The sequence below is a fragment of the Neisseria zalophi genome (assembly GCF_008807015.1).
In the GTDB taxonomy this organism is placed as follows: Bacteria; Pseudomonadota; Gammaproteobacteria; order Burkholderiales; family Neisseriaceae; genus Neisseria; species Neisseria zalophi.
In genome coordinates, this window is record NZ_CP031700.1 from 2,134,541 (window position 1) to 2,159,324 (window position 24,784).

The following is a 24,784-nucleotide window of genomic DNA, read 5'->3' on the forward strand; positions in this document are numbered from 1 at the left end:
CAGCAGATATGCTATACTCGCCCCCATCCGAAACCGATACGAATCAAGGAAAATACAATGGCTGATTTCAATAAAATCCTAACTCCCGGCGATGTAGACGGCGGCATTATCAACGTTGTCAACGAAATTCCTGCTGGCAGCAACCACAAAATCGAATGGAACCGCAAAGTTGCCGCATTCCAACTCGACCGTGTAGAACCTGCTATTTTTGCCAAACCGACCAACTACGGCTTTATTCCGCAAACATTAGATGAAGACGGCGACGAACTCGATGTATTGTTGATTACCGAACAGCCTTTGGCAACCGGTGTCTTTTTAGAAGCCAAAGTTATCGGCGTGATGAAATTTGTCGACGATGGCGAAGTAGACGACAAAATCGTATGCGTACCGGCAGACGACCGCAACAACGGCAACGCCTATAACAGCCTGAGCGACTTGCCCGCCCAATTAATCAAACAAATCGAATTCCATTTCAACAACTACAAAGCCCTGAAAAAACCGGGCTCCACCCAAGTACAATCATGGGGCGATGTAGCGGAAGCCAAAGCGGTTATTAAAGAATCTATCGAACGCTGGAACGCGCAAGCAAAATAAAGCTTTCTTTATTAAACACAGGCCGTCTGAAAGATTTCAGACGGCCTGTTGTATATAGCAGAATCGGTTCCATCATTTCACAAAAAAACGGGCAAAAAAACGATGCAACACATCGGCCGTGCCAATAACCACCACCATTCTGGAAACATGAAATGCCGTCACCAAAGGCACGCCTAATCGTAAGGTCTTAGCCGTAATCGTCATTTCCGTTACCCCGCCCGGTGCCAGCCCCAGCCCTAAAGTAGGCAGTGACACCGCCACCGTATTGGCCAATAAATAGGTAACCAATGCGGTTAATAACAACGAAACCGCCACATTAACCGCCACCACCGTCAGCAATCGCGGCGCACTCCGGAAAAAACCCGGCACAAACTTATTGCCCAACGACCACCCGATAACAAGCTGGCTGATATGCGAGATAGACGACGGAATAGCCGAAAGATGAATTTCGCACAACGTCAATAAAGTGGCTGCGGCCAACGGGCCGAATGTCCACGGATTCGTCCACTTAAACCATTCAAACAAACGCGCACACGCATAGCCGCACACAAACAACCCAAGCAACCCGAACCAATGAACGGACGTGTTGTAAGCCAAATTACCGCTATCGGTATTGTGAAAACCCATATATTGATAAAAAAACGGCACAATGGTCACAATCATCAGCACCCGCAAAGAGTGTGCCGACACCACTTTACCAATATCCGCCCCTTTCTCAGCAGCCATATAAGCCATCTGGCTGGCCCCGCCCATAGCCGAAGCATACCAAGCCGTTGCAAAATCAACCTTAGCACGGCGATACATAAACAGACTACCGAAAATACCCAACGATAGGGAAAACAACATGCCGAAGATCATCAGCGGCCAATAAGTCAACAATATCGCCGCCATCTGCGGGGTGAAATACAGGCCGAGCGAAAGACCGATAACCATCAGGCCGGTTTTGGTAGACCATGCCGGCGCACGAACCGGCACCCCGTTCAACCCAAAAACAGCCGTTGCCAGCAACGGGCCGAGCAGCCAGGGAATCGGTATATGGGTGACATCGGCCAACCAAGCACCACCCAAAGCAATCATAAAACCGGATAGATATTTTATCGAAGCCATTATTCAGCCATTTTAAAGCCGATCAAGAAGATATTCAGAGCCAATAAAATCACATTACCGATAAACAATGATGCAATCAACCCCCCATACAATATCAAACTGTTCGCCGAACAGTTTCGAGCCGAGCGCACTCAGAGTTTCACCAATACTGAAAAAACAATCACAATCGTTGCAACCCGACTGCTACTTGAAAATTTAATCGGTAATTATATACACCCATCATCACCAAACTTAAGCTAAAAAGCACTACATACCGATTCAAATCATTTAAGTTAAAAAACTACCAAAGAAACGCCGTCTGAAATTATTCAGACGGCGTTTCTTGACCCCTCTATCAACTACCTCGATAAGTAGAATAACCGAACGGAGATAATGTAATCGGCACATGATAATGATTGCCGTCTTTCAATTCAAAAGAAACTTCTACAAACGGGTAAAAATTATCCACTTTATCCCGAGCAAAGTACTCTTTAGTTTTGAATTTCAGTTTATAAGTACCTTTGTTATCTTTTCCTTCTCTTAACGGCAAAAAATTTGTGATCCTACCGTTATTATCGGTTTTGTTCTCACCAACCTCATCCCATTGACCCTGAGCATTCATTTTATACAATTCGACACTAACATTGGATGCAGGCTTGCCTTTACGAATATCCAAAATATGCGTGCTCAACTGATAATTATCCGCGGCAAAAACAGATGATGCCAAACCGCTAAAAATAATACAAAGTATAGTTTGTAATTTCATCACTCGTCTCCTTATATTTAAAGCTGTTTAAAGCCATTTATCCGGTTCAGGCAATAACTTGCCCGGATTCATAATATTATACGGATCCAATTGCTTTTTAATAGCACGCATCAAGTTCAGTTCAGTTTCACTCCGCACTTTAGGCAACCAATGTTTTTTAATCTGTCCGATACCGTGCTCTGCAGCAATGGTTCCTTCACATTGGAAAACATTGGCATAAACCACCTCATTAACCGCATTTTCATACTCATAAACCCGATTATCCGAGATATCCAGTAAAAAAGTATTGTAATGCAGGCTTCCGTCACCCAAGTGACCGAAAACTACAATCTGAATATCTTTAAAAGCTGTCTGAAGTGCTTTGCCGCAGTTTTCTACAAACTCAGCCACACGGGCAATCGGTACCGCAATATCATGCTTGATGCTGACACCGAGATTACGCTGTGCCGCAGAAATATTTTCACGCAACCGCCATAATTCGGAACGCTCCGATTCCGAATGCGCTAAAACCGCATTCTCAAAACCGTTATCCATTAAAAACTCAGCCAATAACGTACCTAAATCCTCCCGCGCAACCGAATCGGTTAATTCCATTAATACATGCCATGGTGCTTCAATAGGCTCACGACTTTGGCTAAAATCAGCCGATAGGGTCAATGCAAATTGGCTGATAAGCTCGAAACTGCTTAAGCGTCCGGAAAATGCTCCTTGTACCAACGACAACAAAGTGACTGCCTGCTCAATTGATTGAACGCCCACCCAAGCAGTCTCTTTAATAGTTGGTTGTGCAAATAATTTCAGTGTTGCACCCGTAATCACACCTAAAGTACCTTCACTACCGATAAAAAGATGGCGTAAATCATAACCGGTAGTATTTTTATGAAGGGGATTCAAATGAGATATCAACTCACCATTAGGTAATACAACTTCTAACCCCAAAACCAAATCGCGCATCGCACCATAGCGCAATACATTCAATCCGCCGGCATTACAAGCAATATTACCGCCGATTTGACAAGAGCCCTCACTCGCCAGACTCAGCGGGAAAAACCGTCCCGCTTTGGAAGCCGCTTCTTGCACATTTTGCAACACGACACCTGAATCTACCGTAATCGCATTATCTGCCACATTAATTTCCCGAATACGATTGAGCTTGGATAGATTGAGTAATACACCGCCATTGGGTACCGCTCCGCCGCACAATCCGGTATTCCCTCCCTGAGGGGTAACACTAATCCGGTTTGCAAAGCAAAAAGCCATTAATTGCCTGACATGTTCGACACTTTCAGGCTGTACGATAATATCGGCATACCCCGTATAACGCTTACGTTGGTCAACCAATAATGCCGTACTGTCTTCCAATATTTCCGAAGAATTGAGAAATCTTTTCAGCTGTTGTTTGATTTCTATCGGATTCATATTCATATAAATACCATCTGAAAGTGTAATGAGGAGTCATCAAGTAGTCTTAAGGATAAATTATAAAGATATAAATTTATATTTACATATAAGATTAAATAAGTATATTGAAACAACTATTGATATAAATAGGAATTTGATATGGATAAATAAAAAAGCAGAGTACGAAATGTACCCTGCTTTTTTTACATATTCGGAAATATGATTCTTTAATTTAGTTTGCAGCAGCAGAAGCTTCGGCAGCAGTTTCAGTAGCAGAAGCAGCAGCTTCGGCAGCAACAGCAGCTTCAGCAACAGCAGCAGAAGCATCGCTGTCACCTTCAGCCACAGCTTCTTGAGCATCAGCAGCAGCTTCAGACGCAGCTTCTTGAGCATCAACAGCAGCTTCAGATGCAGCTTCAGCAGCATTTTGTAAAGCTTCAGATGCATTTTGAACCGCATCTTGGGCTTGTTGTGCGTGATCGCCACAAGCAGCTAAGAACAAAGACATTAAAGCAGCAGCAAGTAAAGATTTTTTCATTTTCAAATACCTTTTAAATCGATTTAAAAAAACAAATATGAGGTAATCTTCTTTAATATAAGCCTCATAAGAATTCATCGCTGAACCTTGACAATTATGCATGATAGAAAAAATCAATGCAATGTAAGCAGTTTGCGTTTTCAGCAAGAATATGGTGGGTTAGTCACCTTTACACCCAAATAAGTTCGGCGTATAAAGAAAAAATTTACATTTTTTTTGTAAAAAAATAAAATTTCGCATCTATATTTCAAAATTAATTTTGAAATGTTAAAAATTAAAAAAAATAATTTATAAAATCGAATTTTATTGTTATTTTAATAAACAGTAGTATATAAGCAACACGGCAAAAGTAACCACTCGCCTCTATCTTGCTACTTTTACAAGCCTGAGAATACCCTCCATACATTCAGCCCAGCTATGTTGTGCTACAATTATCACTTTATTTTTCATTGATTATATACAACGCATAAGGATCTTCCACATGGCTATTCAAAAAAATTCCGTTGTCACGCTTCACTATAAAATGTTTGATGCAAACGAACAGCTGATTGATGAAACGGAACAACCGATTGTCTATCTCCACGGAGGTTACGACGGCATTTTCCCTCTAGTGGAAGAAGCATTACATGGTAAAGAAGTCGGCGATACAGTTGATGTACAACTGGCTCCGGATGATGCATTTGGCGAACAAAACCCGGAATTGGTACGTATTGAAAGCGTAGACGTTTTCCCCGTCGAAGTAGAAGTCGGCATGATGTTTGAAGCTGACGATCCGGAAACCGGTGACGTATGGGTTTACCGTGTAACCGACGTTGCTGACGGCAAAGCAGTTGTTGACGGCAACCATCCTTTGGCCGGCATGAAAATTCACTTCCAAGCAACAGTAGAAGATGTACGCGATGCAACCGAAGAAGAAATCGCTCATGGTCATGTACATGGTGAACATGGTCATCATCATTAAAATACGATTAAATATACCAATACAAAAACGGTCGGTTTATCCGACCGTTTTTGTATTGAAAACCCGTAAATTAGGTAATAAGGAAACGGCCTATACCGTTGCCATGTAAAAAAAACAGCTTATCCAATATGATTATTCATGATGGTTTTGCAGCAGCCAATGCACATAACGGCTGACACCTTCGTCTACATCAAAAAATGCATCCTGATAACCGGCTTCGCGCAAACGGGAAATATCCGCTTCGGTAAAACTCTGATACTTGCCTTTAAGCGCATCGGGGAACGGAATATAGCGAATCAATTCCTCTTTCACCAACTCTTGCAAGCTCATTGCCGCTTCGCCCTTTGCCACACGACAAGCATTTACCGTTGCCGCCGCCAAATCGTTAAACGGCTGGCTACGACCCGTACCCAAGTTAAAGATGCCCGATTTATCGGGGTTGTCTAAAAAGAACAGGTTCACTTTCACCACATCTTCCACGCTCACAAAGTCGCGGGTTTGCTCGCCTTTGCCATAGCCGTCGTTTTCACCAAACAGGTTCACATAACCTTGCGTTCGGTATTGGTTGAAATGATGGAATGCCACCGAAGCCATACGGCCTTTGTGTTGTTCATGCGGGCCGTAAACATTGAAATAACGGAAGCCGGCAACTTGTGCGGTCAACCCTGCTGCCATACGGCGGCGCACCACTTGGTCGAACAGGAATTTGGAATAACCATACACATTCAACGGTTTTTCCAATTCGCGCTCTTCGCGGAAAATCTCGCCCTTACCATACACCGCCGCACTGGAAGCGTATAAAAACGGAATCCGCTCATCCTGACACCAATCCAGCAAATCCAAGCTGTATTGGTAGTTATTTTCCATCATATACAGGCCGTTATGTTCCATCGTATCGGAACAGGCACCATCATGGAAAACGGCCTCGATTTCATCAAACGGCAGTATATGCTCACGCACCTGACGGATAAATTCATGCTTATCCAGATAATGGGCGATTTCGCATTCGGCCAGATTTTTGAATTTTTCACCACGGGTCAGATTATCGACAGCGACGATATCGGTAATCCCACGTTCGTTTAACGCTTTAACAATATTGCTGCCGATAAAGCCGGCGGCACCGGTGACAATAATGGTCATCATCTTTTCCTTTTATTGATTGGTGGCTGTCTGAAAACTATTCAAGTATTTTTCAGACGGCCTGTTCTTGCTCTTTCAATGCCGCAGTCAGTTCTTCAAACGAACACACGGCTGTACCCAATTTGGCTACCACCACGCCGGCGGCGGTATTGGCAAGGTGCATGGCTTCGGTTAAATCGTATCCTGCCGCCAAGCCCAAGCCCATACTGGCGATAACGGTATCCCCCGCACCAGAAACGTCATACACTTCCTGAGCGCGGGTGGGCTGGTTGTCGATCTGGTTGCTGCGAAACAGTGTCATGCCCTCTTCGCTGCGGGTCAGCAACAATGCTTCCAATTCGAGATGGCGGCGCAGGCTTTGGGTTTTTTCTACCAATTCTTCTTCATTGCGCCAACTGCCCACCACTTCTTTTAATTCGGCACGGTTGGGCGTGAGCAGAGTCGCGCCGGCATATTTTTCGTAATCATCGCCTTTCGGGTCGATCAACACAGGTTTGCCGGCCAAGCGGGCGCTTTCTATCATGGCGGCAACGTGCAACAACCCGCCTTTGCCATAGTCCGACAGCACCACCACATCATATTGCGGCAATAATTGTTGGTATTGTTCTTTCACCGAGTCGAGAATTTCCCGATGCGGTATTTCTTCAAAATCCAGGCGGATAAGCTGTTGGTTGCGGGCGACCACACGCAGCTTAACGGTGGTGGCGATTTCGGCATCGCGCATCATGTAAGCGGCCACCCCGTCCTGCCGCATCAATTCTTCAAGCGCCGACGCGGCTTCATCATCGCCGGTCACCGACAATAACGCGGCCTGCCCGCCGAGGGAAGCAATATTACGCGCCACATTGGCAGCACCGCCCGCCCGTTGTTCGACAGTGGCGATTTTGGCGACGGGTACGGGGGCTTCCGGTGAAATACGGGAAACATCGCCGAACCAATAGCGGTCGAGCATCACATCCCCTACCACCAAAACACGGGCTTGGGCCAAGCGGGATTGTAATTGTTGGGTATCGGCATTAAGAACCATGCGCTTATCCATTTTGTATGATTAAAAAATATGAAACCGATGGTTTTCAGACGGCCTCACATTATCAGGCCGTCTGAAAACAGATTATAAGCCGTTCACCGCTGCATTCACTTCACGCAATACGGCGACGGGGTCGGTCGCCAAAGTCACCGGACGCCCCATCACCAAATAAGTAGAACCAGCAGCCAACGCTTCGGCGGGAGTCATAATGCGGCGTTGGTCATCGTTATTGGCGGCAACATTCAAGCGGATGCCAGGGGTCACCAATACAAAATCTTCGCCCAAAGTACGGCGCAGCGGTGCCGCTTCATGCGCCGAACAAACCACGCCGTCCAAACCGGAATGTTTGGCCAACTCCGCCCAACGCACAACCAAATCTTCCACCGGTATATCTATACCGATTTCTTTCAAATCACTTTGTTCCATACTGGTGAGCACCGTCACACCAATCAGCAGCGGCTTTTGAGCATGATTGGCCACGGCTTCGGCAGCCGCTTCCATCATCCGCCGACCGCCGGAAACATGCATATCCACCATCCAAACGCCGATATCCGCCGCCGCTTTACAAGCTTGGGCAACGGTGTTGGGAATATCGTGGTATTTCAAATCAAGAAAAATCTGAAAGCCTTGATGAATCAGCTTTTCAACCAAGCTGCGGCCGGTTGCGGTAAACAATTCCTTGCCGATTTTCAAACAGCATAAGCTGGGGTCTAAGCGGCGCACAAAGGCCAAGGTGTCTTGTTCGTTGGCAAAATCCAAAGCCACGATAACCGGCGTGCGGGTGGTTTCGGTGTTGAAGTCGGTGATTAATGGATTCATAACAGGTTCCGTATCGGTTTATTCAGACGGCCTGCCGCAAAATAAAACAGGCCGTCTGAAACAATAAAATGTCTTCCGATTCTATCAGCTTTTACGCCGTTCCCGCATGATAAAATCACGCTTTCTTTGTTTTCAGACGGCCTTATTATGAATTGTCTTGCTTGGAACCATGTGCCCGACACCGCCACACTGGCACACGCCATCGCCACACAGGCCGCACCACTGTATCTCATTGTCTGCCTGCCAGACGATAGCATCCCCGAATTTCAACTTTCCGCCACACCCGATGCTTTAGAACAAACGCTGCACCGCAACCTGACGGCACAACTCGGCTGCATACAGTTTAACGGCCCCAATGTTTTAGAAAATATCCTGCCCAACGTACACCTATGGCTGATGCCGTCTGAAACCGCCACCCGACTCGGCGAACATTTCCCCATGCCTTTATTATGGCAAACCGAAGCCATGCCGCAAAAGGAAACCGTACCGCCGAAACCATGGTTCAGGCCGTCTGAAAACCGTGCCATCCCTACCCGCGTGCTGATTATCGGTGCGGGCATTGCCGGCGCCGCCACCGCCCGCGCACTGGCACAACACGGCCTGCCGGTAACCGTATTGGAAGCGGCCGAACCCGCCACCGCCGCTTCCGGCAACCGGCAAGGTTTGCTGTATGCCAAAATTTCACCGCACAATACCGAACAAACCGAATTGTTGTTGTGCGGATACGGCCACACCCGCCGCCTGTTGCAAAATCTACTGTCCGAACAAACCGACTGGGGCGGCAACGGCATCCTCCACCTCAATTACGATAATGAAGAAGCCCGCCGCAACCGTTTACTCAGCGAACAACGCCGACACAGCCATCTTTACCGTGCCGTTTCAGCCGATGAAGCCACACAAATTGCCGGTATTCCCATCGCACAAAGCGGCCTTTATTGGCCGCAAGGCGTTTGGCTGCATCCGCCCGCCCTTGTCCGCGCCCTGCTCAATCATCCTCTGATTGAAGTGCATAACCAAAGCCCCGTATTATCAGCCGAACACAACGGCCACTCTTGGCAGGTACACACTCCGAAGCACATCTTTAGCGGCAGCCATCTGGTTTACTGCACCGGCGCGCACAGTCCGCATATTGCCGATGCCAATATTGCAACCCTACCCTACCGGCTGATACGCGGCCAAACCGACCTTGCCTCGGCCACACCTTATTCGCAACAACTGCGCTGCGCCCTTTCCGGCACCAGCTACATCAGCCCCGCTTGGCAGGGTCGGCACGGCTACGGGGCGACCTTTGTCCAGCACGATACCGGCACCGACTGGCGTGAAGCAGACCGCCAAACCAATCTGCTGAACCTACAAACCTTAAATCCCAAATTGGCCGCCGAACTAGCCCCGCCATTACTTTCAGACGGCCTGAATCATATTCCGCAAGGGCACGCCGCCCTCCGTTGCGACAGCCCCGACCATTTGCCTATCGTGGGCGCATTGGGCGATATCCAAGCCATGCAAAGCGTTTACGCCAAACTCGCACTTGATAAAAACTACCGCATCCGCACCGCCTGCCCCTATCTGCCCGACGCCTATATCAACACCGCCCACGGCAGCCGCGGCCTGAGCACCGCCCCAATTTGCGCCGCCGCCGTTGCCGCCGATATTCTCGGTTTGCCCAACCCGCTTTCACAACGCATCCGCACCGCCCTCAGCTCCAACCGCCTGATTATCCGCGCCCTGATACGACAGCAGCCTTTAAGCGTATCTGCCCCTTAACAAGCGGACAAATACAATCGTTTCCATCCGAATAAAGCAAAAAGAAACAACCTAAGATACAGAAAACACAACCCAAATAGGCCGTCTGAAAAAAACCTGGCAATTATTGTAGGATAATCAGGCGGATTATCTTACAATACCGTTCATGACCAAAATAAACCACAGAGGCCATACCACTATGCAGTATGCCAAAATTCTCGGTACGGGCAGTTATCTGCCCGCCAACCGTGTCAGCAATGATGACTTAGCCAAAAAAATCGATACCTCCGACGAATGGATTACCTCGCGTACCGGTATCAAATTCCGCCACATTGCCGACGAAAACGAACAAACCAGCGATTTAGCCGTTATTGCAGCACGCAACGCCTTAGAAAATGCCGGTATGGCCGCTGATGAAATTGATTTGATTATTGTGGCAACTTCTACGCCCGATATGATTTTTCCGTCCACCGCCACCATCGTGCAGCAAAAGCTCGGTATCGGTGCCACAGGCTGCCCCGCATTCGACGTGCAGGCGGTGTGCGCCGGTTTTATGTATGCCATTACCACCGCCAACGCCTATATTAAAAGCGGCATGGCCAAAAACGTCTTGGTTATCGGGGCGGAAACCTTCAGCCGCATTTTAAATTGGGAAGACCGCACTACTTGCGTTTTATTCGGCGACGGTGCCGGTGCGGTGGTGTTAGGCGCATCAGACGAACCGGGTATTATCCACAGCAAATTACAGGCCGACGGCGACTATATCGACCTACTGAAAACACCCGGACAAGTCGTTAACGGACAAGTTTGCGGCACCCCCTTCCTCACGATGGACGGCCCCGGTGTGTTTAAATTTGCTGTAAAAATGTTGGCCAAAGTAGCCGAAGACGTTTTAAAAGAATCAGGCTATACCTCCGCGCAAATCGATTGGATTGTGCCCCATCAGGCCAATAAGCGTATTATCGAAAGCACCGCCAAACATTTGCATTTGAGCATGGATAAAGTGATTCTCACCGTAGAAAACCACGGCAACACATCCGCCGCATCGATTCCGTTGGCACTGGATAGCGGCATACGAAACGGCCAAATCCAGCGCGGCCAACACCTGCTGCTCGAAGGCATCGGCGGCGGTTTTGCATGGGGAGCGGTATTGCTAAAATACTAATTTCCAAAAGCACACAGGCCGTCTGAAACAATAAAAACATACTTCAGACGGCCGGGAGCAGGGGAAGCTCCCTTCCAATAAAAACAATATACTCACTTTAAAATCAATAAAAATGAATAAGCAAATACATTACGGCACGGTAACGCATTGGTTCGACGAACTGCAACGTGGATCGGTTTTTTCCGACGACCACGGCACACAACGAATTCTGCTGGAACCCTCCTCTCTAAATACAAACTATCCGCATCCCAAAAGCGGCGACCGCATCAGTTTCAGTCTCCATCAAGACGATAAAAACCGTTTATGCGCCGAAGACGCAACCTTATTGCCGCCTTTAAAAGAAAACGAACGTGTTGAAATCACGCTATCCGACTGGAATTACCAACAAAACGGCGGTTATGGCAAACATCAAATCCAACGCACCACACCTATTTTCATTTTAGGCCAGTTTCTTAATGATCAAACGCGTATCCCCGACACAGGGGAAATTTTGGAAGGCAGATTGGTCAAACACAGTAACGGCCAATGGTTGATGGTTGAGGCCGATATTATCGAACCTCCTCCCGAACTGCCCAAAGACATACCCGGCCCTAATGAAATACGCAGCCTACAAGCCGAACTAATGCCGCCTCCGCTACTGAAGAAAACCAAACCTACTTTCAGTAAACATGCTGCTACGCCATCGGAAAAACCTGCTACGCCCAACACTACAAATACTGAAGAAACTGAAAAAGCGGGTGCCGACACACTCCCTGCCAATAAAGTATTGTGCGGCACCATTATCAGTTGGAACGATGAAAAAGGATACGGTTTTATCTGTACCGAAAACAATCAAACCGTATTCTTCCATATTTCGGCCTTTCATTATGCCGCCCAGCGTCCGCAACAAGAGCAGCAAGTCAGCTTTTACTGTAACCGCCCAACAGGAAGCGAACCGCAAAGAGCCATGCGGGTGGTATTGCTCGGCCATGAAGCGGCTTTATTTTCCGAACGACCCTACGATTACCATGCATTTAATTTCAACCTGCAAAAACTATTATCCTACGGTATATTCGGACTGGCTTATTTAATAGTGGTAGCCTATTTTTCCGCCAAACTTGCACTTCTCTATCTGGCAGCCAGTGCCATTGCTTTTGGCATGTACCGCAGCGACAAGCAAACAGCCGTTACCCAAGCCGGCAAACAAGGCTATCTCGGGCGGGTGCCGGAGCAAAAACTCCATCAAATCGGCTTAATCGGCGGTTGGCCGGGTGCCTTATTGGCACGGGGCGCATTCAACCACAAAACCGGTAAAACCTCATTTATCCGTATTTTTTGGATAACTGTCGCCGTAAATATTGCCATCACCTATGCCCTGCTGATACATTATGCCGATAATCCGATCGCCTTATTTTTGAAAAACTAAAGGAATAATATGTCTTTTGCATTCTTCTTTCCCGGTCAAGGCTCGCAAAGCCTCGGCATGATGAACGGTTTTGACGGCGTTGCCACTGTCCGCAATACTTTCGACGAAGCATCCGCCGCACTCGGCCAAGATTTATGGGCGATGATAAACGGCGAAGATGCCGCGCCCATTAACGAAACCGTTAATACCCAGCCTTTAATGCTGGCGGCCGGGGTAGCCACTTATCGCGCTTATCTTGAAGCAGGCGGCAACCTACCCGCCGTGGTAGCCGGCCACAGCTTGGGCGAATACACCGCTTTAGTGGCTGCACAAGCCTTAAACTTTACCGATGCCGTACGCTTGGTGCGCCTGCGTGCCGAATTAATGCAAAATGCCGTGCCGCAAGGTGAAGGAGCAATGGCGGCTATTTTAGGATTGGATGACGATACCGTCCGCGATGTCTGCCGCCAAGCGGAACAAGGCGAAGTGGTTGAAGCCGTTAATTTCAATTCGCCCGGGCAGGTTGTGATTGCAGGCGCTACCGCCGCGGTCGAACGTGCGATGAATCTGGCCAAAGAAAAAGGCGCCAAACGCGCGCTGCCGTTGCCCGTTTCCGTCCCCTCACACTGCCGCCTGATGAAACCGGCTGCCGACAAACTGGCCGAAGCACTGCAAAGCATTAATATCAAGCAACCTGAAATCCGCGTGATTCACAATGCCGATGTCGCCGCCTACAACGATAGCGACAAAATCAAAGATGCTTTGGTACGCCAGCTTTACAGCCCCGTGCGTTGGACGGAAACTGTCAATGCTTTGGTTGCCGAAGGCATTACACAATCTGCTGAATGCGGCCCCGGAAAAGTATTGGCCGGTTTGGCCAAACGCATCAATAAAGAAGCCGTTTGCACTGCACTAACCGATATGGCACAAGTCCAAGCCTTTATCGAGGCGCACCGCTAAGCGCATAACAAACTAAACTTTCCTACAAAAGCAATAGGCCGTCTGAAACTTTCAGACGGCCTGCTTACGTATCAAAACCACTATATTTAAAATACAAAGCCCAATCAGCGTTTTTCCTGTTTACGTATCAAATACACCCCCAAAATACCAAACAACACAGTCGGTAAAATGGCAGCTATCACCGGCGGCACATTATAGAGTTGGCTGGTAAAACCGAATAATCTTCCGGTAAAATGGAATGCCAAACCCAAACAAATACCGCCAAATAATTTTAAACCCATATTGCCCCGACGGTTATTCTGAGGAGTAAATGCCAACGCCACCAATGCCATAATCATTGCCGCGATGGGATACATTAATTTTCGCCACCAAGCAATCTCATAGGTTTTAGTTTGCTGGTGATTGTCTTTCAGATGGCCGATATAAGTGGTGAGCGCTGTCACAGACATCTGCTCCGGCCGTACCAATAAAACATCCAATAAATTGCGTTGCAGTTCAATCGACCACTGTTCGACAGCCTGTGTTTCCGTCTTCACACCATTACCGTCCAACAGGCTGTGACGGGCATTTTTCAGCTGCCAGCCTTCGTTGTTTAAAACAGCAGAATCAGCCTCAACCGTTTCGGCAAGCTGAAAATCAACATTATGTGCCCAGATTTTTACGCCCAACAAAGTATGGTCGGGCAACATTTCGCGCACATTAATAATGTTATTCCGCTCTTTCAGCCATAAACCCTGACTACCGGTACTGATTTTACCGTTCACAGCTGTCGCTTTAAGATTCTCGGCACTACGGCTGAGAGAAGGAGCCGCCCACTCTCCCAACACAGCCGTCAATACAGCAAAAATCAAACCGAATTGCAGCAGAATGCTAATCAGCTGCTTGGTACTCATACCACTGGTTTTCATTACCGTCAGCTCACTGCCTGAAGCCAACTGGCTGAGTGCAATCAAGCCACCGATTAATACCACCAGCGGCATCAGCTCATAAGCATGGGCCGGCATCTGCATCACCACATATTGCATCATTTTCAGGCCGTTATAACTGCCTTTACCAATATCACCCGCTTCGGAAACAATATCGAAAAAGCTGTATAAGGCCAAAAAAGCCAACAGTGCATAAAAAGACGTTGCCGTGAGACGGCGGATAATATAACGGGTTAACAGCATTATTTCACCCCGCTTTTCAAACTCATTTTCACTGCCTGCCAAAACGGCTGTGCCGGCATGCTGCGTACCCTCAGTAAGATGATGGCAATTGCAGCAATCAGAATATGCATGGGCAACATACCCAACCAAAAATTCAGTTTACCGTCTTCAACCGCATTACGCAGAAAGGTCAGACCATTTTGATAAACCAGATACAACCCAATGGCAATCAGAATATTATAAGTATGGCCGGTACGTGGGTTGAAATAAGAAAGCGGTACGGCTAAAACACTCAATATCAACACACTGATAGGTAAAGACAGCCGCCACATCAATTCGGCCTGATGTTGCGCATCGCTGCTGCCGAATAATTCTGCCGTCGGAATCGTGCGGCGGTGTGCAATCGGGTCAACAATTTTGGGAACGGTACTGATAATCAGGCTTAAATGCTCAAACGACACCTGATTATAATCCGCTCTACCGGGTGTTCCGCTGTATCGGTAGCCGTTGCTAAGCTCTAAGGTGCGTTTATTGTCTTTTAACGAAAACGTTCCTTCCTTCGCCAAAATAATATTATCGTTTCCCTTATCATCTTGCTCGCGCAAAAACAGATTTTTCATCACACCTGAATCAACATCGAAAGTATCGACAAAATAAACCCTGCCATTACGTCTGCCTAAAGTGTTGAATTCCCCCGCCTCGACTAATGAAAGCTCTTGTTTCTGTTTAAGCAATTCAGCAAACTCACGACTTTTTAACTCTGCCCACGGCATAATCCAAAGCTGCATAACGGCAATCAGTACGGCAAACGGGATGGCAAACCGTAACACAGGGGCTACCCATTGTTTTAACGCCAATCCGCATGACAGCCAAACCGACATTTCACTATCGCGCCAATAGCGGGTCAGCACAGTCAGGATACTGATATATGCCGTTAACACCAATAACAACGGCGTCATCCCAACCACCCAGAAGCCGACCAGCGCGGTAACCGCATCAACGGCAACCCTCCCGTCGGCAGCGCGCCCGAGCAGGTTAATGGCCTGTGTCGACACCAACACAGCCAGCAATACCGCAAAAATACCCATTGCGGTAAGCGACAATTCTTTAAGAAAGTTTCTTTGATAAATCATAAATATGAACTACTTTCCTTACAGATGCTTTTTTCATACAGGCCGAGGCGTTTCAGACGGCCTGATATAGAGTACAATCAAAGGGAAAGATTTCGGTTGGCTTTTATCGGAATGATGCTAAGGCCGTCTGAAAAATCCGAATTTGAATCATTATCTCAATTAGGAGAAAAAACGTGAAATTTAACACAAAAGCTGAAAAATTGCAGCCAAACCAAAATGGTGCGTTACTGTATGTCTGTGAAGATACCTGCCCCTGTAGTGAAAACAGTAATAATGAAACCGCCGCCCTGCTCTGCGGTTCATTGGAAGAAGGCCAATCTTTTGCCGAAACCAAAGTATCTGTAAACGGCGGCCTGCAAGCCGTTGCCGTTGTCCGCATCAAAGAAATGAAACGCGACCTCATTGCCAAAGCGGCAGCCGAAGCAGCGGCTTGGGCGCAAAAGCAAGAACAGGTAAACGTTTGCTTGGCCGCATTTAACGCCGAGCATACCGAACTGGTTGCCGAGATTTTTGCAACTGCTTTCGGTACCGCCGTGTACCGCTTCGACCGCTACAAAAAAGAAAGCAAGCCTGCCAAACTGAATGAAGCGGTATTTTTTAGCGAAGCACATCCTTCATCCGTCGTCGCGGCACTTTCCCTTGCCGAAGCACAAGTATACGGCATGAGTATTTGTAAAAACCTCGGCAATGCGGCACCCAACGAATGCACTCCGAAATTCTTGGCACATACCGCCCGCGAAGAAGCCAAAAAAGTCGGCGCTTCGGCAAAAATCTTGGAAAAAGACTACATCAAGAAACATATGGGCGCGTTCTGGTCAGTAGCCAAAGGCAGCAAACAAAAACCCTATCTGGTCGAGCTGTCTTACTTTGGCGCGGCAGACAAAAACGAAGCACCGGTGGTTTTGGTCGGTAAAGGTATTACCTTTGATTCAGGCGGTATTTCCTTAAAACCCGGCCTGAATATGGATGAAATGAAATATGATATGTGCGGTGCTGCCAGCGTGATTGGCACTTTCTGTGCTGCTGCCAAGCTCAAATTGCCGATTAATCTGATCGCTATTGTGCCGACTTGTGAAAACATGCCTTCAGGTACAGCCAACAAACCCGGTGATATTGTGACCAGTATGAAAGGCTTGACCATAGAAGTGCTGAACACCGATGCCGAAGGCCGTCTGATTTTGTGCGACGCGCTGACTTATGCGGAACAGTTCAAACCTAAAGCCGTGATTGATGTCGCCACACTCACCGGCGCCTGTATTGTAGCGCTTGGCCATGATGTCAGCGGCCTGATGGGCAATAATCAAGAATTGGTCGATAATCTGCTTGCTTCAGCCAAAGCTACCGATGATAAAGCTTGGCAACTGCCGTTGTTCGACACTTATAAAGAACAGCTCAAATCCAACTTTGCCGACATCCCGAATATCGGTTCACCCGGCGCGGGCACCATCACAGCGGCAACATTCTTATCCTATTTCACCGAAGACTATCCGTGGGCACATCTTGATATTGCGGGTACAGCTTGGAAATCCGGTAAAGAAAAAGGCGCTACCGGCCGCCCCGTTCCCCTACTGCTCAACTATTTGCGTCAGGTAAAATAATACCGACTTGATAGCGGGTACCTAGTAGCCGTAAAACAGCAAAACGCCATTGCACCATCCATACTGTGCGATGGCGTTTTTATATCTTCATCACACAATATGCAAGTTTTCAGACGGCCTTATATCATATACACCTCTTATAGCAATTCAACGCTGCCCGTCTATACCGCACATCCACACACAACATCTGAGGTACAATACGGCCTTTCGTCTTACCCGCCCGTTTCAGACGGCCTCTTAGCCCATATATAATCATATTAATATGAACAATCCATCTATCTGGCAACCCGAATTACCGGAGCACCTAACCAATACCCGCCATGCCGGTTTAACCGCATTAATCCAAGCGCAATCGCTAACTGCCGCCTTGCGCGCGCTTGATGCATCATTTTCAGTACGCTTGCTGCACTTGGGTAGCACCCACTCCGATATTTTGTTTTCAGACGGCTTCGCCATCCCTACACCCAATAACGGATTCGGCCGAGATGTTTTATTGTGTTTAAACGATATACCCATCGTTTGGGCACGTAGCCTGTGTGCCGCTGATGCCTGTGTCTGGAGAGAACTGCTCGACTGCGGCACACGCCCTTTAGGGGAAAGGCTATTTGACGGTTCGCTGCCACTTACCCGTTCCACGTTTGAATACGCCATATTGCCGGACACATACCGTTTCAACGGCTGTGAAGAGCAATCTTTTTTAGCGCGCCGTTCGTTTTTCGACTTACAAAACGAACGGCTGGGTTTGGTCGAATGTTTCCTCCCCGCCCTGCAAAGTTTTGTTTAATCTTATGATAGTTGTTAAAAAATTCGATATAATTATAAAAAATAAGCCGTTTGGGAACAGACGGCTTTAATCTGTTATATCATTTATTTTTCAATAAATGAACCGACAGACCCAAACCAATTAAATACAAGAAATGAATATAAAACGCTTACTCTTAACTTTTCTCCCCCGCTATACCGTAGGCAGGTTGGTTATTTACAGCAGGCTGATGCGTATGGAAAAACCCATCGGCACTCTACTGCTGCTGTGGCCGACTTTTTGGGCACTGTGGATAGCATCGCAAGGTATTCCCGACTTTACCATTTTATTGGCATTTGCTGCCGGCACCTTTCTCATGCGCAGTGCCGGTTGCGTGGTTAACGACTTTGCCGACCGTGATTTCGACGGCTCGGTAGAGCGCACCCAAAACCGACCGTTCGCCCGCGGACTGGTTTCTACCGAAGAAGCCATTCTACTGGCGTTGATTCTCTGCTTAATGGCCGCCCTCTGTTTACTGCCGCTCAACCGCCTGACTTGGCTGATGAGCCTGCCGGCATTATTTTTGGCAGTCAGCTATCCGTTTACCAAGCGTTTTTTTCCCCTACCGCAATTTTATTTGGGGTTGGCCTTTTCATTCGGCATCCCAATGGCGTTTGCCGCCGTTACTGAAACCGTTCCGCCTCTGGCATGGCTGATTTTTGCCGCCAATGTTTTATGGACGCTGGCTTATGACACCATTTATGCGATGGCCGATAAAGAAGATGATTTAAAAATCGGTATCCGCACTTCGGCCATTACCTTTGGCAATAAAGACGTTGCCGCCATTATGTTGTGTCATTTCTGGTTTACTTTCCTCATGATTATTCTGGGCATTCAGATTCGTGCCACATGGCCGTTCTGGCTGGTTTTACCTTTTATTGTTTACAATCAGATACGGCAATACCGCCAAATCAAACAGCGTAACCGCTGGGTATGCTTCCGCACTTTTCTGGAAAACAACCATATCGGCCTGTTATGGTTTGTGGGCATTGTCGCCCACTATTTATGGCTATCGATTCAAATGGCTTATGCCCATTAATATCGCTTAAACAAAGCCATCTGAAAGATTCATTATTTTATCAATGGCTAAAATCATCCGTTCCAAACCAATAAAAAAGACGGGCAAATCACCCGTCTTTTTTTATTTCTTCGGCACATTGTGCAAAGCACATGCCGCAAGCACCGCAGCCTTAAAACGCTTCGCCAACTTTCACACCGCCGGCTGTGTCTTTCGGGGTAGCCAACTCGGCCACAACGGCTTGGGCAGCTTGGAATGCCGGCGTAGCCATCATATCTGCCGCCTCGCTTGCGGTTAAGGTATTGGCCATATACTGCCAACGTTCCGCCAGCTTATTATTTTCCGGCGTCACAAAACCATCGCGAAGCTCATCCACCAAATCCGGACGGTTACACACCAACACAATATCGCAACCGGCCTCAAATGATAAACGCGCCCGCTCGCGGATACCGCCGACACCGCCTGCGCCTTCCATGGTCAAGTCGTCTGAGAAAATCACACCGTTAAAGCCAATATCATGGCGCAACACTTCTTTCAGCCACTTAGCAGAAAAACCAGCCGGCAGGCTATCCACTTTAGGGTAAACCACATGGGCAGGCATCACAGCCGCCATACCTACGGCACTTAATCTGCGGAACGGCACTATATCGGCGGCATTTAATTCCTCAAAACTGCGGTTATCTTCCGGCAATACATGATGGCTATCCCCCTCTACAAAACCATGCCCGGGGAAATGCTTACCACAAGATTTCATACCGCCCCGATTCAACCCTTTTTGCAATGCCAACGCCAACTCGGTAACCACTTCCGGCTCGCAATGAAAACTGCGGTTGCCGATAACAGCGCACTGCCCCCAGTTCAAATCCAACACGGGGGTAAACGACAAATCTACACCGCAGGCACTCAGTTCGGTTGCCAATACCCAGCCGGTTTGTTCGGCCAAAGCTTTCGCCTTTTCTGCGCCCTCTTTATCCCAAATCTCACCGAACACATCCATAGCGGGCAAGCGGGTAAAGCCGTGAATAAAGCGTTGCACCCTGCCGCCTTCATGGTCAACGGCAATAATCAATTCCGGCGTTCTTAGTGCTTTGATTTCAGCAATCAGCTTTTTGAGTTGTTCGATATTTTCAAAATTTCTGCGGAATAAAATCACGCCGCCGACAGCAGGGTCTAAAAGGCGTTGCTTTTCTTCTTCCGTTAAATAAAAGGCATGTACATCAGCCATAACCGGGCCGCGCGGAATCATGGGTTTATTCATTACGTACTCACACAAACAAGGTAATATAGCGGTTTCACTGCTATCAATATAAGGCAGTATTTCAGGCCGTCTGAAACGTTCAGACGGCCTGTCTGCTATGAATACACACTATTATTATTTAAAAACCGAAAGGATATATTAAGCATATCTGCCGCCATACTTTATAAAATTCCGGTATAAAATATTCAGACGGCCTGTTTATCTTATCAGGCCGTCTGAATATATACGTTTATCAAGGCAGTCTTAAAGCAAAAAATAAAGTTGCACTGCCTCGCTGTACTAAAAGTGGCACATTTTTACCGGCACCGGCCAATGCACTACGGAAAGTAGACTCATCTTCAACCGCCATCTGATTGACGGCTAAAATCTCATCGCCCCGTCGAACACCTGAACGTTCGGCAGCACCTTCCACCTTCAATACCACCAAACGTTTTTTATCATTACTGATACGTGTTTGCATAGTTAAGCCGGCATTCTCAATCAAGAAAGCCTGTCCACTGGAAGTACCTGCCTGATCCGTTGTTTCCTCTTCACTCAACTCGTCATCATTACCACTGGCGCCAAGCTGGACTTTGACGTTGCTTTCATGACCGTCACGCCATATACCAAGCGTCACTTCTTTACCCGGCGCCATGGCACCGACCATCACCGGCAAATCACTGGATTGGCGGACTTCTTCGCCGTTCACGCTGCGGACGATATCACCTGCATGCAAACCGGCCTTAGAAGCAGGACTGCCCGGCAATACACGGGCAATCAATGCACCCGATGCTCTATCCAAACCGAACGACTGTGCCAAATCATAAGATACTTCCTGAATAATCACACCCAGTTGACCGCGCTGTACTTTACCGGTCGTTTTCAACTGTTCTGCCACATTCATCGCCACATCAATCGGAATGGCAAAAGAAATACCCATAAACCCGCCGCTTCGGCTGTAAATCTGCGAATTGATACCGACCACCTGACCTTTCAGGTTAAATAAAGGCCCGCCCGAGTTACCAGGGTTAATGGCTACATCAGTTTGAATAAACGGCGTATAGTTTTCATTCGGCAAGCTACGGCCTTTGGCAGACACAATACCGGCGGTAACACTGTTGTCAAACCCGAAAGGTGCACCGATTGCCGCAACCCACTCGCCCGGTTTCAAATCTTTAGCATTACCAACCTTAACCACCGGCAAATCTTGGGCATCGATTTTTAGTAATGCCACATCGGATTGCTGATCGGAACCCACCAGTTTGGCAGTATATTCACGCTTATCGTTCAACAATACCTTAATATTACTCATCCCACCGACCACATGAGTATTAGTGAGAATATAGCCGTCGGCGCTGATAATGAAACCCGAACCAAAATTTAATTCTGCTTCCTCTTCTTGCTCTTGTATTTCCGGCACATTCGGTACTAAACGTTTGAAAAACTCATAAAAAGGATCGTTATCAGGAAACTGATTCAAATCCATACCACCATCTCTATCTCGAGCACTACTGGGTGCTTTAACCGCCTGAATATTGACAACAGTCTGGCCTTCCTGTTCTACCAGTTTGGTAAAGTCAGGCAGTAGCATCTGTACATTACCGTCATCGGTTTTGGTTTCTACTTTTTTCACCAAATCCGTTTGTGCCTGTTCGTCTTTGCCGAAGAAACTCTCCACCTTATCACAACCGGTCAGCGCCAAAGCAGAGGCAGCCAGCAGGGCAATATATTTGGGGGTTTTATTCACAGCGTTTCCTTTTAATCAAGATATAGTATTCGGTAGGTTTGAGGAGGAATTGTAAACGAAAATAAGCCGTCATGCACCGACCTTCATTTATAAAGCAGTTTTTCAATTATTTCACTACTAAAAATTTCATATATACAACAACGTGATACATTATTTTTTTACCAATATAAAAACTGTTAGCAGGCTTTCTGAAATCAATAAGCTACCTCATCAGGCCAAATCCAAAAACCATAATCACTTAAAAAACCAATCAATTTTTTGCGGGATATTCACACAAATCATAAATCAAGCATTGCCCACATAACGGCTTCTGTGCCTTACAGGTATAGCGGCCATGTAAAATCAGCCAATGATGGGCATTTAACAAAAACTCTTTCGGCACCAAGCGCATCAGCTTGTCTTCAACCTCACGTACATTCTTACCCGGCGCGATTCTGGTACGGTTTGACACTCTGAAAATATGCGTATCAACCGCCATAGCCAGTTGGCCGAATGCCGTATTCAGCACCACATTGGCAGTTTTCCGGCCAACGCCCGGCAAGGCTTCCAATGCCTCACGGTTATCCGGTACTTCACCATTGTATTTTTCCAGTAGAATCCGACAGGTTTCAATAATATGTTTGGACTTGGTTTTATACAGGCCGATGGTTTTGGTATATTCCATCACACCCTCCAAGCCCAAATCCAACATGGCCTGCGGCGTACCGGCCACCGGAAACAGTTTGGCCGTCGCCTTATTGACACCGACATCGGTAGCCTGTGCCGACAGCAATACAGCAATCAACAGTTCAAATGGATTCTTATAATTTAATTCAGTTGTCGGGTGGGGATTGGCCGCACGGAAACGCTCGAAGATCTCTTGGCGGATATGTTTGTTCATAATCTAATCGGTTTGGTTTATCGTGTTAAAAAGTGCATCAAATATTTATCGGGCAGATACATGATTCAATCCACCGTTGTTTTCTTATTATCATTGATTGGAACAATAAGATAATATTTACAAGGCCGTCCGAATACTTTCAGACGGCCTCATTCAAATAATGCTCATTAAATAACATAATCGGCTTCCGGCCGCGGTATATTAATCTGCTGCAAAAAGCGTTTGGTACGTTCATGTTGCGGGTTAAGAAACAAAGTTTGAGGTGAGCCTTTTTCAACAATCACGCCACCGTCCATCACCACCACAACATCTGCCACTTCCATCGCGAACTTAATCTCATGCGTCACCACCACCATCGTCCAGCCCTCATCTGCCAGCTCTTTCATGGTATTGAGCACATCTTGCACCAATTCCGGATCAAGTGCCGAAGTCGGTTCGTCAAACAACATTAAGTCAGGCTGAATAGCCAATGCACGGGCGATACCGACACGCTGCTGTTGCCCTCCGGAAAGCTGGTGCGGATAAAGATCAACCTTATCTGCCAAACCCACTTTTTCCAATAAAGCGGCAGCTTCTCTTTTAGCATCTGCCGGAGCTTTCCCCTGCACCACAACCGGCCCTTCCATTACATTTTCCAAAGCGGTTTTATGGGGAAACAGATTATATTGCTGGAAAACCATCCCTGATTTACGGCGCAAAGCCAAAATCTCTTTTTTCGATAGTTTATGTGAAAAATCAATTTCCAAAGGCTGATGACCATCAAACACAACCTTACCCTGTTGCGGTGTTTCCAATGCATTCAAACAACGTAAAAATGTCGTTTTTCCGGAGCCCGAAGGCCCGAGAATCACCACCACACTGCCTTTTTCGATATCCAAATCAATACCGCGCAAAATAGCATTGTCACCAAACGCTTTGTGAATATTACGGATTTTAATCATGGTTTATACTCACTTCGCAACATGACGGTCGAGCCGTTTTTCCAGTTTGGCCTGCATCACAAACAAGAAGAAACAGAATACCCAATACACAATCCCCGCCTCGATATAAACGGGCAGAAAGTCATAGCTTGCATTGGCAATCTGCTGAGCAACTCGGAAAAGTTCGGTAATGGTCACCACCGAAGCCAAAGAGGTATCTTTAAACAAACTGATAAAAGTATTGCTCAAAGGCGGTACGGCAACGCGGAAAGCCTGCGGCATAATAATGCGGCGGAAGGTCTGCATATAGGTCATGCCGATAGAAAAGCCTGCTTCCCACTGCCCTTTGGGCACCGATAAAATGGCAGCACGAATGGTTTCGGAAGCGTAAGCACCGATATTCAACGAAAAGCCGATAACCGCAGTCGGCAACGGATCCAATGTGATACCGATAGAAGGCAAACCGTAAAATACCACCATCAATTGAACCAGCATAGGCGTACCGCGAATGGCGGAAACATAAAACTTTACTAAAGCAAATAATAGCCGGTGCACCCAGCCCGACAACGGCACCACGCGCACTAAAGCCACACCCAATGCAATCAGGATGCCGCAAATAAAAGAAACGACGGCCAGCGGTATTGAATAAAGGAAACCTGCTTTCACCATCGGCCAAAATGCGTTTATGACCAAAACCGCACGGGCTTCGGTCATAAA

23 protein-coding genes are annotated in these 24,784 nt (G+C 47.3%); 9 read left to right on the forward strand and 14 right to left on the reverse strand.

Features of this window, described 5'->3' with window-relative positions:
* Positions 1-57: 57 nt before the first annotated feature.
* On the forward strand, positions 58-594 hold the full coding sequence (locus D0T92_RS09865) for an inorganic diphosphatase (RefSeq protein WP_151052445.1): 537 nt from the start codon (positions 58-60) through the stop codon (positions 592-594).
* 72 nt (positions 595-666) lie between these two features.
* Here D0T92_RS09865 and D0T92_RS09870 read toward each other — a convergent pair whose 3' ends face one another.
* The 4 genes from D0T92_RS09870 to D0T92_RS09885 all read right to left on the reverse strand — a co-directional run bounded on the left by D0T92_RS09870 (position 667) and on the right by D0T92_RS09885 (position 4,385).
* Entirely contained in the window at positions 667-1,701 is a 1,035-nt protein-coding gene (locus D0T92_RS09870; protein WP_151052447.1) for an AbrB family transcriptional regulator, read from the reverse strand.
* A 334-nt stretch (positions 1,702-2,035) separates the two neighbouring features.
* Entirely contained in the window at positions 2,036-2,446 is a 411-nt protein-coding gene (gene uraH / locus D0T92_RS09875) for a hydroxyisourate hydrolase (protein WP_151052449.1), read from the reverse strand.
* 27 nt (positions 2,447-2,473) lie between these two features.
* The gene (locus D0T92_RS09880; RefSeq protein ID WP_151053051.1) at positions 2,474-3,865 is read right to left on the reverse strand and encodes an FAD-binding oxidoreductase; all 1,392 of its coding nucleotides are present in this window, start codon (positions 3,863-3,865) and stop codon (positions 2,474-2,476) included.
* A gap of 214 nt (positions 3,866-4,079) precedes the next feature.
* The gene (locus tag D0T92_RS09885; protein ID WP_151052451.1) at positions 4,080-4,385 is read right to left on the reverse strand and encodes a hypothetical protein; all 306 of its coding nucleotides are present in this window, start codon (positions 4,383-4,385) and stop codon (positions 4,080-4,082) included.
* 481 nt (positions 4,386-4,866) lie between these two features.
* Between D0T92_RS09885 and D0T92_RS09890 the strand changes: the two genes are divergently transcribed.
* Positions 4,867-5,346 (forward strand): FKBP-type peptidyl-prolyl cis-trans isomerase, encoded by a 480-nt coding sequence (locus D0T92_RS09890; protein ID WP_151052453.1) that lies wholly within the window; start codon positions 4,867-4,869, stop codon positions 5,344-5,346.
* A 132-nt stretch (positions 5,347-5,478) separates the two neighbouring features.
* On the opposite strand, the gene rfaD is transcribed toward D0T92_RS09890, so the two are convergent.
* From rfaD to pyrF, 3 genes are all read right to left on the reverse strand, one after another.
* Positions 5,479-6,486 carry an ADP-glyceromanno-heptose 6-epimerase gene (rfaD, locus tag D0T92_RS09895; RefSeq protein WP_151053052.1) on the reverse strand — a complete coding sequence of 336 codons (1,008 nt, stop codon included), beginning with the start codon at positions 6,484-6,486 and terminating at the stop codon, positions 5,479-5,481.
* A 52-nt stretch (positions 6,487-6,538) separates the two neighbouring features.
* Positions 6,539-7,513, reverse strand: a complete 975-nt coding sequence (gene rfaE1, locus D0T92_RS09900) for a D-glycero-beta-D-manno-heptose-7-phosphate kinase (RefSeq protein WP_151052455.1) — start codon at positions 7,511-7,513, stop codon at positions 6,539-6,541.
* 84 nt (positions 7,514-7,597) lie between these two features.
* On the reverse strand, positions 7,598-8,332 hold the full coding sequence (pyrF, locus tag D0T92_RS09905) for an orotidine-5'-phosphate decarboxylase (RefSeq protein ID WP_151052457.1): 735 nt from the start codon (positions 8,330-8,332) through the stop codon (positions 7,598-7,600).
* A 147-nt stretch (positions 8,333-8,479) separates the two neighbouring features.
* Here pyrF and mnmC point away from each other — a divergent pair, with 147 nt between their 5' ends.
* The 4 genes from mnmC (at position 8,480) to fabD (ending at position 13,584) form a co-directional block, all read left to right on the forward strand.
* Positions 8,480-10,096 carry an FAD-dependent 5-carboxymethylaminomethyl-2-thiouridine(34) oxidoreductase MnmC gene (gene mnmC, locus D0T92_RS09910; protein ID WP_151052459.1) on the forward strand — a complete coding sequence of 539 codons (1,617 nt, stop codon included), beginning with the start codon at positions 8,480-8,482 and terminating at the stop codon, positions 10,094-10,096.
* A gap of 178 nt (positions 10,097-10,274) precedes the next feature.
* Complete coding sequence (locus D0T92_RS09915) at positions 10,275-11,240, forward strand: beta-ketoacyl-ACP synthase III (protein ID WP_151052461.1); 966 nt, start codon at positions 10,275-10,277, stop codon at positions 11,238-11,240.
* Positions 11,241-11,352: 112 nt separating this feature from the next.
* Positions 11,353-12,645 carry a DUF1294 domain-containing protein gene (locus tag D0T92_RS09920; RefSeq protein ID WP_151052463.1) on the forward strand — a complete coding sequence of 431 codons (1,293 nt, stop codon included), beginning with the start codon at positions 11,353-11,355 and terminating at the stop codon, positions 12,643-12,645.
* A gap of 9 nt (positions 12,646-12,654) precedes the next feature.
* The gene (gene fabD / locus D0T92_RS09925) at positions 12,655-13,584 is read left to right on the forward strand and encodes an ACP S-malonyltransferase (RefSeq protein ID WP_151052465.1); all 930 of its coding nucleotides are present in this window, start codon (positions 12,655-12,657) and stop codon (positions 13,582-13,584) included.
* A gap of 104 nt (positions 13,585-13,688) precedes the next feature.
* On the opposite strand, the gene lptG is transcribed toward fabD, so the two are convergent.
* Positions 13,689-14,756 (reverse strand): LPS export ABC transporter permease LptG, encoded by a 1,068-nt coding sequence (gene lptG, locus D0T92_RS09930; RefSeq protein ID WP_151053053.1) that lies wholly within the window; start codon positions 14,754-14,756, stop codon positions 13,689-13,691.
* Positions 14,753-15,865 carry an LPS export ABC transporter permease LptF gene (gene lptF / locus D0T92_RS09935; RefSeq protein WP_151052468.1) on the reverse strand — a complete coding sequence of 371 codons (1,113 nt, stop codon included), beginning with the start codon at positions 15,863-15,865 and terminating at the stop codon, positions 14,753-14,755. The genes lptG and lptF overlap by 4 nt, the downstream gene beginning before the upstream one ends.
* 173 nt (positions 15,866-16,038) lie before the next feature.
* On the opposite strand from lptF, the gene D0T92_RS09940 reads away from it, so the two are divergent.
* From D0T92_RS09940 to ubiA, 3 genes are all read left to right on the forward strand, one after another.
* Positions 16,039-17,463: a leucyl aminopeptidase gene (locus D0T92_RS09940; protein ID WP_151052470.1), complete on the forward strand. Its 1,425-nt coding sequence runs from the start codon at positions 16,039-16,041 to the stop codon at positions 17,461-17,463.
* Between the two features lie 262 nt (positions 17,464-17,725).
* Positions 17,726-18,247: a chorismate--pyruvate lyase family protein gene (locus tag D0T92_RS09945; RefSeq protein WP_151052472.1), complete on the forward strand. Its 522-nt coding sequence runs from the start codon at positions 17,726-17,728 to the stop codon at positions 18,245-18,247.
* A gap of 133 nt (positions 18,248-18,380) precedes the next feature.
* A complete protein-coding gene (gene ubiA / locus D0T92_RS09950; RefSeq protein ID WP_151052474.1) occupies positions 18,381-19,304 on the forward strand; it encodes a 4-hydroxybenzoate octaprenyltransferase in 924 nt (307 codons plus the stop codon).
* A gap of 151 nt (positions 19,305-19,455) precedes the next feature.
* Here ubiA and nagZ read toward each other — a convergent pair whose 3' ends face one another.
* The 5 genes from nagZ to D0T92_RS09975 form a co-directional block, all read right to left on the reverse strand.
* A complete protein-coding gene (gene nagZ, locus D0T92_RS09955; protein WP_151052476.1) occupies positions 19,456-20,541 on the reverse strand; it encodes a beta-N-acetylhexosaminidase in 1,086 nt (361 codons plus the stop codon).
* A 232-nt stretch (positions 20,542-20,773) separates the two neighbouring features.
* Positions 20,774-22,267, reverse strand: coding sequence for a DegQ family serine endoprotease (locus tag D0T92_RS09960; protein WP_151052478.1), 1,494 nt, complete (start codon positions 22,265-22,267; stop codon positions 20,774-20,776).
* A 250-nt stretch (positions 22,268-22,517) separates the two neighbouring features.
* Complete coding sequence (nth, locus tag D0T92_RS09965; RefSeq protein ID WP_151052480.1) at positions 22,518-23,147, reverse strand: endonuclease III; 630 nt, start codon at positions 23,145-23,147, stop codon at positions 22,518-22,520.
* 167 nt (positions 23,148-23,314) lie between these two features.
* Complete coding sequence (locus D0T92_RS09970; RefSeq protein WP_151052482.1) at positions 23,315-24,088, reverse strand: amino acid ABC transporter ATP-binding protein; 774 nt, start codon at positions 24,086-24,088, stop codon at positions 23,315-23,317.
* A 9-nt stretch (positions 24,089-24,097) separates the two neighbouring features.
* Positions 24,098-24,781, reverse strand: a complete 684-nt coding sequence (locus D0T92_RS09975) for an amino acid ABC transporter permease (protein ID WP_191963698.1) — start codon at positions 24,779-24,781, stop codon at positions 24,098-24,100.
* Positions 24,782-24,784: the final 3 nt, after the last annotated feature.

Excerpts from the sequence above, each read along its gene's own strand:
- D0T92_RS09865 (WP_151052445.1), top strand. The coding sequence starts at position 58 with ATGGCTGATTTCAATAAAATCCTAACTCCCGGCGATGTAGACGGCGGC.
- D0T92_RS09870 (WP_151052447.1), bottom strand. The coding sequence starts at position 1,701 with ATGGCTTCGATAAAATATCTATCCGGTTTTATGATTGCTTTGGGTGGT.
- uraH (WP_151052449.1), bottom strand. The coding sequence starts at position 2,446 with ATGAAATTACAAACTATACTTTGTATTATTTTTAGCGGTTTGGCATCA.
- D0T92_RS09880 (WP_151053051.1), bottom strand. The coding sequence starts at position 3,865 with ATGAATCCGATAGAAATCAAACAACAGCTGAAAAGATTTCTCAATTCT.
- D0T92_RS09885 (WP_151052451.1), bottom strand. The coding sequence starts at position 4,385 with ATGAAAAAATCTTTACTTGCTGCTGCTTTAATGTCTTTGTTCTTAGCT.
- D0T92_RS09890 (WP_151052453.1), top strand. The coding sequence starts at position 4,867 with ATGGCTATTCAAAAAAATTCCGTTGTCACGCTTCACTATAAAATGTTT.
- rfaD (WP_151053052.1), bottom strand. The coding sequence starts at position 6,486 with ATGACCATTATTGTCACCGGTGCCGCCGGCTTTATCGGCAGCAATATT.
- rfaE1 (WP_151052455.1), bottom strand. The coding sequence starts at position 7,513 with ATGGTTCTTAATGCCGATACCCAACAATTACAATCCCGCTTGGCCCAA.
- pyrF (WP_151052457.1), bottom strand. The coding sequence starts at position 8,332 with ATGAATCCATTAATCACCGACTTCAACACCGAAACCACCCGCACGCCG.
- mnmC (WP_151052459.1), top strand. The coding sequence starts at position 8,480 with ATGAATTGTCTTGCTTGGAACCATGTGCCCGACACCGCCACACTGGCA.
- D0T92_RS09915 (WP_151052461.1), top strand. The coding sequence starts at position 10,275 with ATGCAGTATGCCAAAATTCTCGGTACGGGCAGTTATCTGCCCGCCAAC.
- D0T92_RS09920 (WP_151052463.1), top strand. The coding sequence starts at position 11,353 with ATGAATAAGCAAATACATTACGGCACGGTAACGCATTGGTTCGACGAA.
- fabD (WP_151052465.1), top strand. The coding sequence starts at position 12,655 with ATGTCTTTTGCATTCTTCTTTCCCGGTCAAGGCTCGCAAAGCCTCGGC.
- lptF (WP_151052468.1), bottom strand. The coding sequence starts at position 15,865 with ATGATTTATCAAAGAAACTTTCTTAAAGAATTGTCGCTTACCGCAATG.
- D0T92_RS09945 (WP_151052472.1), top strand. The coding sequence starts at position 17,726 with ATGAACAATCCATCTATCTGGCAACCCGAATTACCGGAGCACCTAACC.
- ubiA (WP_151052474.1), top strand. The coding sequence starts at position 18,381 with ATGAATATAAAACGCTTACTCTTAACTTTTCTCCCCCGCTATACCGTA.
- nagZ (WP_151052476.1), bottom strand. The coding sequence starts at position 20,541 with ATGAATAAACCCATGATTCCGCGCGGCCCGGTTATGGCTGATGTACAT.
- nth (WP_151052480.1), bottom strand. The coding sequence starts at position 23,147 with ATGAACAAACATATCCGCCAAGAGATCTTCGAGCGTTTCCGTGCGGCC.
- D0T92_RS09970 (WP_151052482.1), bottom strand. The coding sequence starts at position 24,088 with ATGATTAAAATCCGTAATATTCACAAAGCGTTTGGTGACAATGCTATT.
- D0T92_RS09975 (WP_191963698.1), bottom strand. The coding sequence starts at position 24,781 with ATGACCGAAGCCCGTGCGGTTTTGGTCATAAACGCATTTTGGCCGATG.